Origin of the sequence: Kitasatospora sp. NPDC001309, assembly GCF_042896295.1 — a bacterium.
In the GTDB taxonomy this organism is placed as follows: domain Bacteria; phylum Actinomycetota; class Actinomycetes; order Streptomycetales; family Streptomycetaceae; genus Kitasatospora.
The window spans coordinates 51717-66635 of sequence record NZ_JBIAXC010000020.1 but is presented as its reverse complement, the minus strand read 5'-3'; the positions used below and the strand labels follow the sequence as shown (position 1 = coordinate 66635).

The window sequence follows — 14919 nt, the reverse complement described above, 5'->3', positions numbered from 1 at the left end:
GACGGTTGCGGCCGCCGCCAGCTGGTCGGGCGCATACCAGACCGCCCGGTGGCGTCGCGAAACGCCTCCGGGCGGCTGATCGGTTCACGCTTTCGGCCGATCATATCGATTCAGACATTGGCCTCAACCCGCTAGTTGACGGTCAATCTCCTTCATTCACGCCGAGTACACCGCACGGCGACACCTTCCACCCCTTCCCGGCACCGCCGCTCAGGCCAGTTCCGCCTCCACCGCCTGCCGCACGGCGGCCGTGTCCAGCCCGTGGTCGGCGACCACCAGCACCCCGAGCCCCTCCCCCTCGCGGAGCACCCCGAGCAGCAGGTGGCCCACCCCGATCTCCTTCGACCCCAGGCGCAGCGACTCCCGCAGGGAGAGCTCCAGCGCCTTCTTCGCCGGGGTCGAGAACCGGATGTGCCCGGCCGTCGAGCCACCGGAGCGGAACCGGCCTCAGCGCTTGCGCCCCTCCTCCGGCGGGGCGTCCAGCGCCCCCTCCCCGAAGGCCGCCTCGACCGCCTCCCGCACCGCGTCCAGGTCGACCCCGATCGTGGCCAGGACCTGCCGGTCCCCCTTCCCCCGCAGGCGCCGCACCGCCTGCCGCGCGGCCTCCTGGTCCAGGCCGGCCCCGATCAGCACGGACGCCGCCGGATCCTGCGACTGCTCCAGGACCCCCAGCAGGAGGTGCTCCGTCCCGACCCGGTCGTCCCGCAGCTGCCTCGCCTCCTCCTGGGCGATGACCACAACCCTCCGGGCCTCCTGGGTGAACCGTTCGAACATCGCTCAGTCTCCGTCCTCGCCCTTGCCGGGCCCCCGTCGTGCGTGCTTCTTGTGGACCGCCTGCCTGGTCACCCCGAGGCAGACCGCGATGTCCTGCCAGGACCAGCCCTGCGACCGGGCGTTGTCCACCTGGAGGGCCTCCAGACGGTCCGCCAGATCACGCAGGGCGCGGACCGCCCGGAGCCCCACGGCGGGGTCACGACTGCTCGCGGCGGCCGCGAGCTCTCCGCTCTCGCTCATGACGTCATCTCTGGTTGACGCCCTCGGGAATGTCAACCCTGGTTGACAACTGCGTGGCAGTTCGGCCGAGCGGCGGGCCCCCGGCTCAGCCGAACCGCCGCGCCAACGCCTCCTCGAAGGTCCCCCGCCCCACCGCCCGCTCCGGCGTCGTCAGCCCACCCGCCCGCAGGGCCCGCCCCACCGCCCCCGGCACCCGCAGCGGCAGCACCGGCCGCCGCCGACCCGCCGCCCGCAGGTACGCCTCCGCCAGCTCCCGGTACGACCGCACCCGCGGCCCGCCCACCTCCGGCGCGAACCCGGCCGGCTCCCGCCCCACCAGCTCCACCAGCCGCTCCGCCACCTCCCGGACGTCCACCGGCTGCACCCCGGCGCCGCTCACCACCGGGAACACCGGCAGCCGCGCGCTCAGGTCGAAGGCCTTGAACAGCAGGTCGTGGAACTGCGTCGCCCGCAGCACCGTCCACCCCAGCCCCGACTCCCGCACCACCCGCTCGCAGTCGAGCTTCGCCCGGTAGTACCCGAGCGGCACCCGGTCGATCCCCACGATCGACACGTACACCAGGTGCCGCACCCCGGCCCGCCGGGCCTGCGCCACCAGCCGCCCGACCCCCGCCACGTCCTTCCGCCCCTGCGTGGTCGCACAGTCCAGCACCGTCTCCACCCCGGCCACGGCCGCCGCGATCCCGGCCCCGCCCACCAGGTCCCCGACCACCCACTCGACCCCGTCACCCGCCGCCCGCGCCCGACGGCTCAACCCCCGCACCGCCACCCCGCGCGCCACCAGCAGCCGCACCACCTCCCGCCCCAACGTCCCCGTCGCCCCGGTCACCAGCACCGTCCCCGTCACCGCACCACTCCTCTCACCGAACGCCGAGCACCCGCGCACCCGCGCACCCCCTACGACCGACCACCACCCCCATCCGTGACATCGGCGCCCCGGGACAACGAGAAGAGGCGGGGCGAGGACGTGAAGTCCTCGCCCCGCCTCAGCGGTTGCTCACCCGCGCGGGGTCAGCGCTGCGGTCAGCTGCAGCCGCTGGTGGAGCCGCAGCCCTCGCAGAGGTAGCAGCTGCCGGCGCGGCGCATCTTGGTGCCGCAGGAGAAGCAGAGCGGCGCGTCGGCGTTGAGGCCGAGCTGGATCTCCATCAGCTCCGTGGAGTTGTGGGCCTGCTTCGGGGCCGCCTTGGGCGCCTCGACGGCCGGGGCGGGGGCCGGGGCCGGCTTGGCCGCGGCGACCGGGGCGGACTGGGCGAGGGACTCGGTGTCGAGCTCCTCGGCCTCCAGCGGCTCGTAGGAGCCGGTCTCCAGGTGGCGGGTGCGCTCCTCGACGGAGTGGATCCCCAGCGCCGAGCGGGTCTCGAACGGCAGGAAGTCCAGCGCCAGGCGGCGGAAGATGTAGTCGACGATCGACTGGGCCATCCGCACGTCCGGGTCGTCGGTCAGGCCGGCCGGCTCGAAGCGCATGTTGGTGAACTTCGAGACGTAGGTCTCCAGCGGCACGCCGTACTGGAGGCCGACCGAGACGGCGATGGAGAAGGCGTCCATCATGCCCGCGAGGGTCGAACCCTGCTTGGACATCTTCAGGAAGACCTCGCCGAGGCCGTCGTCCGGGTAGGAGTTGGCGGTCATGTAGCCCTCGGCGCCACCGACCGTGAAGGAGGTGGTGATGCCCGGGCGGCCCTTGGGCAGGCGCTTGCGAACGGGGCGGTACTCGACGACCTTCTCGACCACGGCCGCGGGGGCGGGGGCCTCCTCCGCCTTGGCCTCGGTCTCGGAGTCCTTCTTCTTGGCCGAGAGCGGCTGGCCGACCTTCGAGTTTTCGCGGTAGATGGCGAGCGCCTTGACGCCCATCTTCCACGCCTCGAAGTAGATCTCCTCGACGTCCTCGACGGTCGCCGTGGCGGGCATGTTCACGGTCTTGGAGATGGCGCCGGAGATCCACGGCTGGATCGCCGACATCATCCGCACGTGGCCCATCGGGGAGATGGAGCGCTCGCCCATCGCGCAGTCGAACACCTCGTAGTGCTCGGTCTTGAGGCCCGGCGCGTCCACCACGTTGCCGTGCTCGGCGATGTGGGCGACGACCGCCTCGATCTGCTCGTCCTGGTAGCCGAGGCGCTTGAGGGCGCGCGGGACGGTGCCGTTGACGATCTGCATCGAGCCGCCGCCGACGAGCTTCTTGAACTTGACCAGGGCGAGGTCGGGCTCGACGCCGGTGGTGTCGCAGTCCATCATCAGGCCGATGGTGCCGGTCGGGGCGAGGACCGAGGCCTGGGCGTTGCGGAAGCCGTTCTGCGCGCCGATGCGCAGCACGTCCTGCCAGGACTTGTTGGCCCGGAGCCAGACCGGGGCGTCCAGGTCGTCGAAGGAGACGGCGTCCAGGGAGGCGTCGGCGTGCTGCTTCATGACCCGCTGGTGGGCGGTGGCGTTGCGGGCGTAGCCGTCGTACGGGCCGACGACGCCGGCGAGTTCGGCGCCGCGGCGGTAGGCGGTGCCGGTCATCAGCGAGGTGATGGCGCCGGCCAGGGCGCGGCCGCCGTCGCTGTCGTAGGCGTGGCCGGTGGCCATCAGCAGGGCGCCGAGGTTGGCGTAGCCGATGCCGAGCTGGCGGTAGGCGCGGGTGGTCTCGCCGATCTTCTCGGTGGGGAAGTCGGCGAAGCAGATGGAGATGTCCATCGCGGTGATGACCAGCTCGACGACCTTGGCGAACCGCTCCGCGTCGAACGAGTCGTCGTCGCGCAGGAACTTCATCAGGTTCAGCGAGGCCAGGTTGCAGCTGGAGTTGTCCAGGTGCATGTACTCCGAGCACGGGTTGGAGGCGTTGATGCGTCCGGACTCGGGGCAGGTGTGCCACTGGTTGATGGTGGAGTCGTACTGGATGCCGGGGTCGGCGCAGGCCCAGGCGGCCTCGGCCATCTTGCGGAACAGCTTCTTGGCGTCGACGGTCTCGATGACCTCGCCGGTCATCCGGGCGCGCAGGCCGAATTCGGTGCCGTTCTCGACGGCGGTCATGAATTCGTCGTTGACGCGGACCGAGTTGTTGGCGTTCTGGTACTGGACGGACGTGATGTCGTCGCCGCCGAGGTCCATGTCGAAGCCCGCGTCGCGCAGGGCGCGGATCTTCTCCTCCTCCTTCACCTTGGTCTCGATGAAGGCCTCGACGTCCGGGTGGTCGACGTCCAGGACGACCATCTTGGCCGCGCGCCGGGTGGCGCCGCCTGACTTGATGGTGCCGGCGGAGGCGTCGGCGCCGCGCATGAAGGAGACCGGGCCGGAGGCGTTGCCGCCGGAGGAGAGCAGCTCCTTGGAGGAGCGGATCCGGGAGAGGTTGAGGCCGGCGCCGGAGCCGCCCTTGAAGATCATGCCCTCTTCCTTGTACCAGTCGAGGATCGACTCCATGGAGTCGTCGACGGACAGGATGAAGCAGGCGCTGACCTGCTGGGGCTGCTTGGTGCCGACGTTGAACCAGACCGGCGAGTTGAAGCTGAACACCTGGTGGAGGAGGGCGTGGGTCAGCTCGTGCTCGAAGGTCTCGGCGTCGTCCTTGGTGGCGAAGTAGCCGTGCTTCTCGCCGGCCGCGCGGTAGGTGAGCACCACGCGGTCGATGATCTGCTTGAGGCTCCACTCGCGCTGGGGGGTGCCGACGGCGCCGCGGAAGTACTTGGACGTGACGATGTTGACGGCGTTGACCGACCAGAAGTCGGGGAACTCGACGCCGCGCTGCTCGAAGTTGATGGAGCCGTCACGCCAGTTGGTCATGACGACGTCGCGCCGCTCCCAGCTGACCTCGTCGTACGGGTGCACGCCAGGGGTGGTGTGGATGCGCTCGATCCGGAGACCGCCCTTGGGGGCCTTGGCACCCTTGGTCACGGCCTTCTCGGACTTCGACCCGCGTGCGGAACCGCTCGTGGTGTCTGTCACTTCTCGCTCCTCCTCCTGGGCAAACGCCCGAAGTGCCCCGAAAAATCCGGGCACCGCTGGTTCGTTCTTCCGGTGTGCGGGCAGACGGGACCCCGTCCGCTTACGCACGGTTTGTAGTGTTCTGTGCCCCGTTTTCGGGCACGCGTGGGCCCACGCGGGGCCGGTGTGGTGCTACCGGCCCACGGGGGCCGCATGGTGGTGGCTCCTGGGCGGGCCCGCGTGGGGCCCGGCGCGCCTCCTAGGGCGCGGCGGCGGGAACGGGCACGCAGGTGCCGTCCGCCTCGGGGGCGGGCCGCTCGGCGCGGATCTCCGCGATGGCGGCCTCGAAGTCCTCGAGTCCGTCGTACGCCTGGTACACGCTGGCGAAGCGCAGGTAGGCGACCACGTCGAGGTCCCGCAGCGGGCCGAGTATGGCCAGCCCGACGTCGTGGGTGGTCAGCTCGGCGCTGCCGCTGGCCCGCACGCACTCCTCGACCCGCTGGCCGAGCTGGGCGAGGGCGTCCTCGGTGACCGGGCGGCCCTGGCAGGCCTTGCGGACTCCGGTGATGACCTTCTGCCGGGAAAACGGCTCGGTGACGCCACTGCGCTTGATGACCATCAGCGCGGCCGTCTCCACGGTGGTGAAACGGCGACCGCAGTCCGGGCACTGTCGACGACGGCGAATGCAGCTGCCGTCCTCGGTGGTCCGACTGTCGACGACGCGGCTGTCGGAGTGCCGGCAGAAGGGGCAGTGCACCTGGGGATCCCTCCCTGGCAGGACGTGCGGACCGGTTGAGTCTATGCGATGCGCCCCCGCCTTCGGCAAGCTGATCATGCGGCGCGACCACTAGTACTGGGCACGGAGAGGACTCTAGCCACTACATCTAGGTCTCGGGGGGAGGTGACACCCCTGGCGTGTCGGCGCCGATTAGACTTCCGGAGTCGACATCCGGTCGAACATTTACTCGATGTACAACAAAGCCTTGATCGAGTCAGTCAACTCCCGAATAATTCACTCGAACGTGTGTTTGGCGCAACCTTTCGATAGGAGGCGCGTTGGGTTGGAAAAGGGGAGAGGACAGCCGTCGAGAGGGGCCGCCGTGAACACCGTCGAAACCAACACCATCCCGGTGCAGGAACACTCCCAGTTCAAGGTGGGGCAGCGCACCACGAATCAGCAGAGCGTGGACATCAGCATGGACCGCAGCGAAGACCACCGCCTCTCCGGCCCGGCCGTTTCCACCACGGGCCGCGTCCCCGACCAGCCGATCGAGCACTCCCCCACCATGGACGACACCCATCCCTCCCCGGCCCGCGCGATGCCCGGCCGCCCCCCCGGCATCCGCACCGACGAGGCCGGGCTCACCGAGCGCCAGCGCCGGGTGATCGAGGTCATCCGCGACTCCGTCCAGCGCCGCGGCTACCCGCCGTCCATGCGCGAGATCGGCCAGGCCGTCGGCCTGTCCAGCACCTCCTCGGTCGCCCACCAGCTGATGGCCCTGGAGCGCAAGGGCTTCCTGCGCCGCGACCCGCACCGCCCGCGCGCCTACGAGGTCCGCGGCGTCGAGGTGGCCCGCCCCAACACCGCCGAGACGGCCGGGCGGCCCTCCACCTCCTACGTGCCGCTGGTCGGCCGGATCGCGGCCGGTGGTCCGATCCTGGCCGAGCAGACGGTCGAGGACGTCTTCCCGCTGCCCCGCCAGCTGGTCGGCGAGGGCGAGCTGTTCGCCCTCACCGTGCGCGGCGACTCGATGATCGAGGCGGCCATCTGCGACGGCGACTGGGTCACGGTGCGCCGCCAGCCGGTCGCCGAGAACGGCGACATCGTGGCCGCCATGATCGACGGCGAGGCCACCGTCAAGCGGCTCAAGCGCGAGGACGGCCGGATCTGGCTGATGCCGCACAACCCGGCCTACGAGCCGATCAACGGCGACAACGCCACCATCCTGGGCAAGGTGGTCGCGGTCCTGCGCCGCCTCTGACGGCGACACCCGGCCGCCACCGCGAGCGGTCGGCACGACGGGAAGGGGCTCCACCGCGTCAGCGGGGAGCCCCTCCGTCCGTCCTGCGCCACGCGCCGGGGCCGCTCAGCCCCGCTTCACCACCGGCCGCACCGGCGCCGCCGAGGCGTCGATCGCCGCCAGCGAGCGCCGCACCTGGTTGCGGTCCGTGGTGTACCAGAACTCCGGCATCGAGGACCGGAAGAAGCCCCCGTACCGCTTGGTCTCCACCCGCGGGTCGAGCACCGCGACCACGCCCCGGTCCTCCGCCGCGCGCACCAGCCGGCCCGCGCCCTGTGCCATCAGCAGCGCCGCGTGGGTCGCCGCGACCGCCATGAAGCCGTTCCCGCCGTGCTGTTCGACGTCCTTCTGGCGGGCGCTCATCAGCGGGTCGTCCGGCCGCGGGAAGGGGATCCGGTCCATCACGACCAGCTGGCAGGCCGAGCCGGGCACGTCCACGCCCTGCCAGAGCGAGAGGGTGCCGAACAGGCAGGTGGTGGCGTCCGAGGCGAACTCGCGGATCAACTCGCCGAGGGTGTCCTCCCCCTGGAGCAGGATCCGGTGGTCGAGCCGCTCCCGCATCGCCTCGGCGGCGGCCTGGGCGCCGCGCATCGAGGAGAACAGGCCCAGGGTGCGCCCGCCGGCCGCTTCGACCAGCTCGGCCAACTCGTCCAGCATGTCGGGCCGTTCGGGGTCGCGCCCGGGGTCCGCGAGGTGCTTGGCCACGTACAGGATGCCCTGCTTGGGGTACTTGAACGGCGAGCCGACGTCGATGCCCCGCCAGTGCGGGACGGCGTCCTCGCCGAAGCCGGAGCCGGCCTCCGGGTTGTCACCGGGGGTGCGCCGGTCCGGCAGCCTGGTCTCCTTGGGCAGGCCGAGCGAGCCGGCCACGCCGTTGAAGTCCCCGCCGAGCTTGAGGGTCGCCGAGGTCAGGACGACCGAGCGCTCCTTGTACAGGCCCTCGCGCAGCAGCCCGGACACGCTCAGCGGCGCGACCCGCAGCGAGGCGGTGCCCAGCCCGTAGCGGTCGCTGCGCTCGATCCAGACCACGTCGTACTCGGAGCCCTCCAGCAGCCGGTCGGCCGTCTCGTGCAGGGTCTCGGCCGAGGCCATCGCCTGCTTGCGGACGGCGTCCTCGTCGCTGAGGCCCTTGTCCCGGGTCTCGCCGAGCGAGGTGATCACCTGCCGGGAGGCGTCCCGGATCGCGGTGACGGCGTAGGCCAGGTACTCGGGCAGTTCCTCGACCCGGCCGGGCTGGGCGGTCTCCATCAGGCCGTGGTAGTTCTCGGCGGCGGCCTGCAGCGCGTCCACGGCCTTCTCGTTGGCCAGCCGGGCGGCCCGCTTGACCGCCCGGTTGACGGCGCCGACGGTCAGCTCGGCGGTGGCCGCGCCGGTGACCCGGTTGACCAGCTCGTGCGCCTCGTCGACGATCAGCAGCCCGTGCTCGGGCAGCACCGGCGCGCCCTCGATCGCGTCGATCGCGAGCATCGCGTGGTTGGTGACCACGACGTCCGCGAGCTTGGCCCGCTCCCGGGCCTTCTCCGCGAAGCACTCCTGCCCGTACGCGCAGCGGGTCGCGCCCAGGCACTCCTTGGAGGTGACGGAGAGCTGCGCCCAGGCCTTGTCCGAGACGCCGGGGCTCATGTCGTCCCGGTCGCCGGTCTCGGTCTCGTCGGCCCAGTCGCGCAGCCGGAGCACGTCCTGGCCGAGCTTGCCGGTGGGGCCGCCGAGCGCGTCGACCGGGTCGAACAGGCCCTCGCCCTCCTCGCTCGGGGTGCCCTCGTTGGCCCGGTGCAGGCACAGGTAGTTGGAGCGGCCCTTGAGCATCGCGTACAGCGGGCGGCGGCGCAGCACCGGGTGCAGCGCCTCGACCGTGCGCGGCAAGTCCCGTTCCACCAGCTGGCGTTGCAGGGCCAGGGTGGCGGTGGCGACCACCACCCGGTCGCCGTGGGCGAGGGCCGGCACCAGGTAGGCGAGGGACTTGCCGGTGCCGGTGCCGGCCTGGACGAGCAGGTGCTCGGAGTGGTCGACGGCGTCGGCGACGGCCTCGGCCATCCGCATCTGGCCGGGGCGCTCCACACCGCCGACGGCCTCGACCGCGGCGTGCAGGAGCTCGGGAATCCGCGAGCGCGGGACGGCGACGGCTTCCTCGGCCGCGTCGCCGAGGTCCGTCGCCCGCTGGGATTCGGAGTCGTGGGATTCGGAGTCGTTCGTCATGACCCTTCCACCCTACGGGGCGGGGGTGACAATCCGGTCCCGTTGTCCGGGGCGGGGGCCGGGCGGCCGCACCTCCACGCCGACCAGGGCGTTCGGCACGGTGCCGTGCCGGACGGCGTGCGGGCGGTGCGGGCGGTCCTGGTAGCCGTCCATGAGCAGCCGGTTGCGGTTGAGGCAGAGCCGGTCGATCCGGGGGCGGAACAGGTCGAACAGGTCGAAGCGCTCGCGCAGCTCGGGGAAGCGGGCCTGGTAGCGGTGGATCTCCGCGCGCAGCAGGGCCCAGAACTCGGTCTCGGCGAGGCCGGCCTGCGCCTCCAGCAGCGGGGCGAGGTAGCGGAAGACGCCGATGAACAGCCCGGAGTGGATGAACTGGCACAGCCCCTGGGGGTTCTCCCGCAGCAGCACGTCGGCGACCTCGGGGGGCAGCGCGCGCAGCTCGGGGAGGTCCTGGTCGCTGAGGTTGACGTCGTCGACGAAGTCCTTGACCGCGAGCCGGGTCGGGGTGCCGCGGTCGTCGAAGACCACGACGGCGTTCTCGCCGTGCGGGGAGAAGACCAGTCCGTAGCGGTAGAGGAAGTGCAGCAGCGGCGGCAGCAGCGCGGCGAACAGCCGGGCGGTCCACCCGGCGGGGGTGAGGCCGGAGCGGGTGATCAGTTCGACGGCGAGGGCGCGCCCGTCGGAGCCGCTCTGCAGCAGGGCGGCGAGGGTGCGGGCGCGCTCGTCGCCGGCCAGGAAGGGGCCGAGCGGTTCGCGCCAGATCGCGCCGAGCAGTTCCTTGTACTGGTACGGCGAGTCGGGCATCTCCCGGTAGAGCGGGTGGTCGACGGTGACGGAGGCGATCTCGCCGAGCAGGATCACCCGGCACTCGTCCCGCAGGTACGGGTCGGCGTCGCGCAGCCCGTGCAGCCAGGCGGTGACGGCGGGCGCGGCGAGGGTGCGTTCGACCGGCAGCCCGCGCCAGACCAGGGTGTTGAGGATGGACAGCGGCAGCTTGACGGTGCAGCGCTCGGGGTGGGCGGTGTTGAAGAAGGAGCGGATGGACTGCTGGGGCAGCCGTGGGTCGCCGTCCGAGGCCAGCGGGACGATCTCGCCGGAGGCGATCCAGGGCGCGAACAGCGGCAGGACCGTCTCGTCCCACTGCCAGGGGTGGACGGGCAGCAGCAGGTAGTCGTCGGCGTCGGCGCCGAGCGGGGCGCGCAGGGCGGCCTCGTCGTCCAGTTCGCGGGCGTACAACTGCTCGGGGCGTTCCAGGCCGGGCACGCCGCGGTACTCGGCGAGCCGGCGGTGGACGGCGATCCAGGGCAGCGGCCGGGGGCTGCGGGCCTCCGGGGCCCAGCGGGCGGCGTCGGTGCCGGAGAAGCCGATCCGGCCCTTGCTGGGGACGATCCACGGGTGGCCGCTCTGCCGACCCTCCAGGGCGGGGTGGTCGAGGTCGGCGAGCTCGGCGGCGGTGAGCGCGGTGGCGAGCTGGCGGGCGTCGGCGGTCAGCGTGGCGGACAGCTCGCGGACCAGGTGGGCGGTGGTGTCGCCGCGCATCCCGAGCGCGTCCCGGGCGTACGGGAGGAAGCGCAGCGGGTCCAGGCCGTCCGGGCGGGAGCAGCGGATCGACCCGGGGTCGACCTGCCAGCTGTCGTAGGCGCCGCGCCGGGCGGCGAAGCGGTACTCGGCCTCGGGGAGCTTCAGCAGGTACTCGCCGTCGAGGGGGCCCGGGACGGGCTTGAGCAGGTCCTCGTAGGCGAACTCGCCGAGCATCTTGGCCAGCAGGGCGCGGCCGGCCCGCTGCCAGTGCCCGGCGGTGAGGTGCGGGGGCAGGTAGAGCGGCGGTTCAGCGGCCGACGGTTGCGGCACGGGTCAGCTCCTGGGGGTGGGGGACGACGGGGGTCTGCTCGATCGGAGCGCCTACGGGCCCGGCCGCGGCCGGCGCCGCGGTCGACGCCCCGGGCGGCGCGAAGCCGGTCCAGGCGGTGCGGTCGGGCAGCCGGTGGACGGTCCGGCCGGTGACGGCGTTGAGGATGACGGCGGCCCGGTGGGCGCCGAGGCCGAGGTCGGGGGCGCCGACCCCGTGGGTGTGGAGTTCGGCGTTCTGGACGTAGAGGCCGCCGGTGAGCTCGGGCCGGGTGGCGACCCGGTGGTCGAGGTCGACCCGGTAGCGCCCGGTCTCGTCCCAGTCGATCAGGTGGGCGAGCGGTTCGAGCGCGGCCGGGCGGGCGGCGCGGTAGCCGGTGGCGAGCACCACGGCGTCGGTGCGCAGCACGTGTTCGGCGCCGGAGTCGGTGTGCCGGCAGTCCAGTTCGAGTCCGCCGCAGGGCCCGGGCCGGGCCGCGGTGACGGCGGTGCCGGGGGTGATCTCGACCGGGGCGGTGTCGATCGGGCGGCCGATGGTGCGCTCGTAGAGGTGGTCGTGGATCTCGGCGAGGGTCTCCGCGCTGGCGGCCTTGTGCAGCTGCCACTGGGCGGTGACCAGGGCGTCCCGGACCGGGCCGGGCAGGCCGTGGAAGTAGCGGGTGTAGTCGGGGGTGAAGTGTTCCAGGCCGAGCTTGGAGTACTCCATGGGGGCGAGCGCCCGGGTGCGGGTGAGCCAGCGCAGCCGGACGCCGTCGTCCTGGTGGCGGCGGAGCAGGTCGAGGAAGACCTCGGCGCCGGACTGTCCGCTGCCGACCACGGTGATGTCGCGGGCGTCCGCGAGCTCGGCCCGGCGGTCCAGGTACTCGGCGGAGTGGAAGGCCCGCGGGCGGTCGGCCAGGGCGGCGAAGGCCTCGGGGAGCACCGGCCGGGTGCCGACGCCGAGCGCGAGGTTGCGGGCCCGTACGGCGGTGCGCCGGCCGGTCGCGGTGTCGGTCAGCTCGGCCCGGAACAGCGGGCCGTCCCGGTGCAGGGCGGTGACCTCGGTGCCGAAGCGGCAGTTGGGCAGCCGGTCGGCGGCCCAGCGGCAGTAGTGGTCGTACTCGCGGCGGGGCAGCTGGAAGCGTTCGGCGAAGTAGAACGGGAACAGCCGGTCCTGGGCGCGCAGGTAGTTGAGGAAGGACCACGGGTTGGTCGGGTCGACGAGTGAGACGAGGTCGGCCAGGAAGGGCACCTGCATCCGGGCGCCGTCCACCAGCATGCCGTGGTGCCAGCGGAACTCGGGGCGCTGGTCGCAGAAGAGCGTGCGCAGCCCGGGTACCGGCTCGGCGAGGGCGGCGAGCGAGAGGTTGAACGGGCCGATGCCGACGCCGAGCAGGTCGTAGGGGGGTTCGTGGGGTGTCGAGGTGTCCACAGGGGTGTCCTAGGCGGGGAGTGGCGCTTCGCGGTCGCGCACCATCAGCGCGGCGCGCTTGTCGGGCAGGTCGAGTTCGGCGGCGGCCCGGAATCCGGCCCGTTCGAAGGCCCGGACCGAGCGCCGGTTGCGGACGTCCGGTTCGGCCACCACCCGTTGGCAGTCGGGCCGGTGGCGCAGCACGAGGGCGGCGACGGCGGCCAGCAGCTGGGCGCCGAGGCCGCGGCCGCGGCTGGCGGCCGGGCCGAGCAGCAGGTGCACGCCGGTGTCGTGCGGGCGGGCGGGGTAGTGCCCGGCGAGCGGGTCGAGGTCGGCGCGGTAGACCTCCCAGTAGCTCATCGGGGTGCCGTCGAGCAGTCCGAGGCAGGGCAGGCTGCGTCCGTCGCCGTCCAGTTGGGCCCGGACGTGCCGTTCGGTGACGGCGGGCGGCCCGGCGAGCTCCCAGAAGGCGTCGACCTCGGGGTCGTTCATCCATCCGGTGAGCAGCTCCAGGTGGTCGGGCAGCCGGACCGGGCGGAGCCGGAACCGGCCGGCCGGGGTGGGGACTTCGCCCCACCCGGGCAGCTCGTCGGGCATCAGGCGCCCGCCACCGGGTTGGGGATGTCCACGTACACGGACTGGGTGGCGACCGGGCCGACCAGTTCGTCGAGGCCGTTGATCCGGGTGAGCAGGTTGGCCTTGCAGGGCAGGGTGGGCGCGTCCAGCAGCAGGGCGGGCAGGGCGGAGCCGGTGGCGGCGGCCCGCGGGCCGGCCAGGAACCGGCGCAGCCCGGCCAGCAGCACCGTCTCCTCGGCGAGGCCCTGGGAGCCGAAGGCGCCGATCAGGCCGAGCACGTGGTTGATGCCGAGGTAGTAGGCGAAGTGGTGGTCGATGACGTCGTCCGGCAGGAAGGTGTCGCTCTGCTCGCCGAGTCCGGGCAGCCGGGCGGTGAGCCGCTCGGCGGCGCTCTCCCGGTAGTAGTAGCCCTGGTTGTCGCGGTAGCGGCCGCCGCGGGGCCAGCCCTCGGCGTCCAGCAGGACGATGCTGTTCTGCTGGTGGGCCTCCAGGGCGATGCCGCCGTGGCCGTCCAGCCAGAGCACGGGCAGCACGACGGCGTCCAGGTAGCGCAGGAACCATTCGGCGGCCACGGTGCGCAGCGGGCGGCCGGTGCGGGCGGCGAGCGCGCGCAGGGTGTCGCCGAGGGCGGACGGCACGGTGGCGCCGGTGCCGCGCGGCTGTTCGGCGACGAACCCGGCGACGCAGAGGGCGCGTTCGGCCGGTCCGAAGGGCTGGGCGCGCAGCACGGTGTCCAGCCCGCCGGGGTCGCCGAGGTCGGGGTGGTCGACGCCGATCCAGGCGGGGTCGCGGACGATGTCGAAGCCGGGGTGGGCGGCCCGCCACTCGGCGGCGAGGCCGCTCTCCAGCAGCCGGTGCACCTCCAGGCCGCGGTGGAGTTCCTTGCGCAGGTTCTCCCGGCGGGAGTTGGTGATCCGCAGGCCGAGCGAGAGCTTGAGCATCCACGGGGTGCCGGGCCGGTAGACGGTGCGCACCGAGGAGGTGGGGTACCAGGGTTCGCCGGCCGGGCCGAGGTCGTGCAGCAGCCCGTCGGCGAGCAGCGCGGCGACGGTCGGGCGGTGGGCGAGCTCGCGGGCCTGCCAGGGGTGCAGCGGCAGGGCGGCGGTGCCGGGCGGCAGGGTCGCGTGGCCGCCGAGGAGGGCGGCGGTGATCCGGTCGGCGCTCTCGGCGACGGCGGAGCCGGCCGCGAGCAGGCCGCGGTCGACAGCGTACCAGTGGACCTGGAAGGAGCCGTGGAGTTCGGGCGAGTAGGCGGCGCTCTGGGCCGGTCCGAGGCCGTCGCGGCTCTTCGGGGTGGGGTGCAGGGGGTGGCCGAGCAGCAGGGCCTGTTCGGCGGCGAGGAAGGCGGAGCGTTCCGGCCCGCCGGGTTCGGCGGCGGTGCGGCGGTGGGCGAGGATCTCGGCGGTGCGCACCACCGAGTCGGCGACCCGGGCGGCGAGGTCGGCGACCTGCCCGGGGTCGGGCCGTTCGGCGGCCGCGGCGGCGAGCAGGGCGGCGGCGGTGACGGCGTCCACCGGGGCCGCGGCGCCGTCTCCCGCCGGGGCGCCGTCCCCAGCCGAGAGGGTGGCCGGGCCGAAGCGGTGCCAGCCGCCGGGCGACCAGTGCCGGACGGCGGCGGTGAGCCGGGCGGCCCCGCCGAGGACGTCGATCCGCAGTCGGCCGTCCGGCCCGGGGCGGGCCCCGGTCTCCCGGGCCCAGCAGCGCAACAGGGCTTCCAGGGCCGCCTGTTCGGCGGCGACGGCGGGGTCGGGGTGCAGCAGCGGGTCGGGCCCGGAGGCGGCCCGCTGCACAGTGGGCGGCGGTACGGGCGGGGCTCCGGTGAGGGCGGTGCTCAAGGCTGCTCCTTGGTGCGCGTGGGGGTGCGGACGCGCGCGGGTGGTGGAGAGGGTCGGCGGGCGCTCGCACCGTCGCGTCAGGTAAGGGTTACCTATCCCTGACGGGTGATCACAAGGACGGCTCACTCGTCCGGGTGAAGAT

General features: G+C 73.1%; 12 protein-coding genes. 1 reads left to right on the top strand and 11 read right to left on the bottom strand.

Features of this window, described 5'->3' with window-relative positions:
• Positions 1-210: 210 nt before the first annotated feature.
• From ACFY2K_RS21065 to nrdR, 6 genes are all read right to left on the bottom strand, one after another.
• Complete coding sequence (locus tag ACFY2K_RS21065; RefSeq protein ID WP_387713169.1) at positions 211-357, bottom strand: Clp protease N-terminal domain-containing protein; 147 nt, start codon at positions 355-357, stop codon at positions 211-213.
• Positions 358-447: 90 nt separating this feature from the next.
• Positions 448-774, bottom strand: a complete 327-nt coding sequence (locus ACFY2K_RS21060) for a Clp protease N-terminal domain-containing protein (protein WP_387713087.1) — start codon at positions 772-774, stop codon at positions 448-450.
• 3 nt (positions 775-777) lie between these two features.
• On the bottom strand, positions 778-1014 hold the full coding sequence (locus ACFY2K_RS21055; RefSeq protein WP_387713085.1) for an RNA polymerase subunit sigma-70: 237 nt from the start codon (positions 1012-1014) through the stop codon (positions 778-780).
• An 85-nt stretch (positions 1015-1099) separates the two neighbouring features.
• Complete coding sequence (locus ACFY2K_RS21050) at positions 1100-1861, bottom strand: SDR family oxidoreductase (protein ID WP_387713083.1); 762 nt, start codon at positions 1859-1861, stop codon at positions 1100-1102.
• A gap of 176 nt (positions 1862-2037) precedes the next feature.
• Positions 2038-4935, bottom strand: a complete 2898-nt coding sequence (locus tag ACFY2K_RS21045) for a vitamin B12-dependent ribonucleotide reductase (RefSeq protein ID WP_375889350.1) — start codon at positions 4933-4935, stop codon at positions 2038-2040.
• A gap of 238 nt (positions 4936-5173) precedes the next feature.
• On the bottom strand, positions 5174-5671 hold the full coding sequence (gene nrdR / locus ACFY2K_RS21040; RefSeq protein ID WP_360237507.1) for a transcriptional regulator NrdR: 498 nt from the start codon (positions 5669-5671) through the stop codon (positions 5174-5176).
• A gap of 439 nt (positions 5672-6110) precedes the next feature.
• Between nrdR and lexA the strand changes: the two genes are divergently transcribed.
• Positions 6111-6896, top strand: coding sequence for a transcriptional repressor LexA (gene lexA, locus ACFY2K_RS21035; protein ID WP_380526524.1), 786 nt, complete (start codon positions 6111-6113; stop codon positions 6894-6896).
• A gap of 105 nt (positions 6897-7001) precedes the next feature.
• Here lexA and ACFY2K_RS21030 read toward each other — a convergent pair whose 3' ends face one another.
• From ACFY2K_RS21030 to ACFY2K_RS21010, 5 genes are read right to left on the bottom strand one after another with little or no spacing between them, the layout of a single operon-like run.
• Entirely contained in the window at positions 7002-9131 is a 2130-nt protein-coding gene (locus ACFY2K_RS21030) for an ATP-dependent DNA helicase (RefSeq protein WP_375889353.1), read from the bottom strand.
• A gap of 12 nt (positions 9132-9143) precedes the next feature.
• On the bottom strand, positions 9144-10979 hold the full coding sequence (locus ACFY2K_RS21025) for an IucA/IucC family protein (RefSeq protein ID WP_387713081.1): 1836 nt from the start codon (positions 10977-10979) through the stop codon (positions 9144-9146).
• Entirely contained in the window at positions 10957-12387 is a 1431-nt protein-coding gene (locus ACFY2K_RS21020) for a lysine N(6)-hydroxylase/L-ornithine N(5)-oxygenase family protein (RefSeq protein ID WP_380526497.1), read from the bottom strand. The genes ACFY2K_RS21025 and ACFY2K_RS21020 overlap by 23 nt, the downstream gene beginning before the upstream one ends.
• Before the next feature lie 9 nt (positions 12388-12396).
• Entirely contained in the window at positions 12397-13071 is a 675-nt protein-coding gene (locus ACFY2K_RS21015) for a GNAT family N-acetyltransferase (RefSeq protein ID WP_375889462.1), read from the bottom strand.
• Positions 12963-14873 carry an IucA/IucC family protein gene (locus ACFY2K_RS21010; RefSeq protein WP_375889465.1) on the bottom strand — a complete coding sequence of 637 codons (1911 nt, stop codon included), beginning with the start codon at positions 14871-14873 and terminating at the stop codon, positions 12963-12965. Before ACFY2K_RS21010 ends, ACFY2K_RS21015 begins: the two co-directional genes overlap by 109 nt.
• Between the last annotated feature and the right edge of the window lie 46 nt (positions 14874-14919).

Coding starts and splice junctions, on each gene's coding strand:
- ACFY2K_RS21055 (WP_387713085.1), bottom strand. CDS start 1,014: ATGAGCGAGAGCGGAGAGCTCGCGGCCGCCGCGAGCAGTCGTGACCCC.
- ACFY2K_RS21030 (WP_375889353.1), bottom strand. CDS start 9,131: ATGACGAACGACTCCGAATCCCACGACTCCGAATCCCAGCGGGCGACG.
- lexA (WP_380526524.1), top strand. CDS start 6,111: ATGGACCGCAGCGAAGACCACCGCCTCTCCGGCCCGGCCGTTTCCACC.
- ACFY2K_RS21060 (WP_387713087.1), bottom strand. CDS start 774: ATGTTCGAACGGTTCACCCAGGAGGCCCGGAGGGTTGTGGTCATCGCC.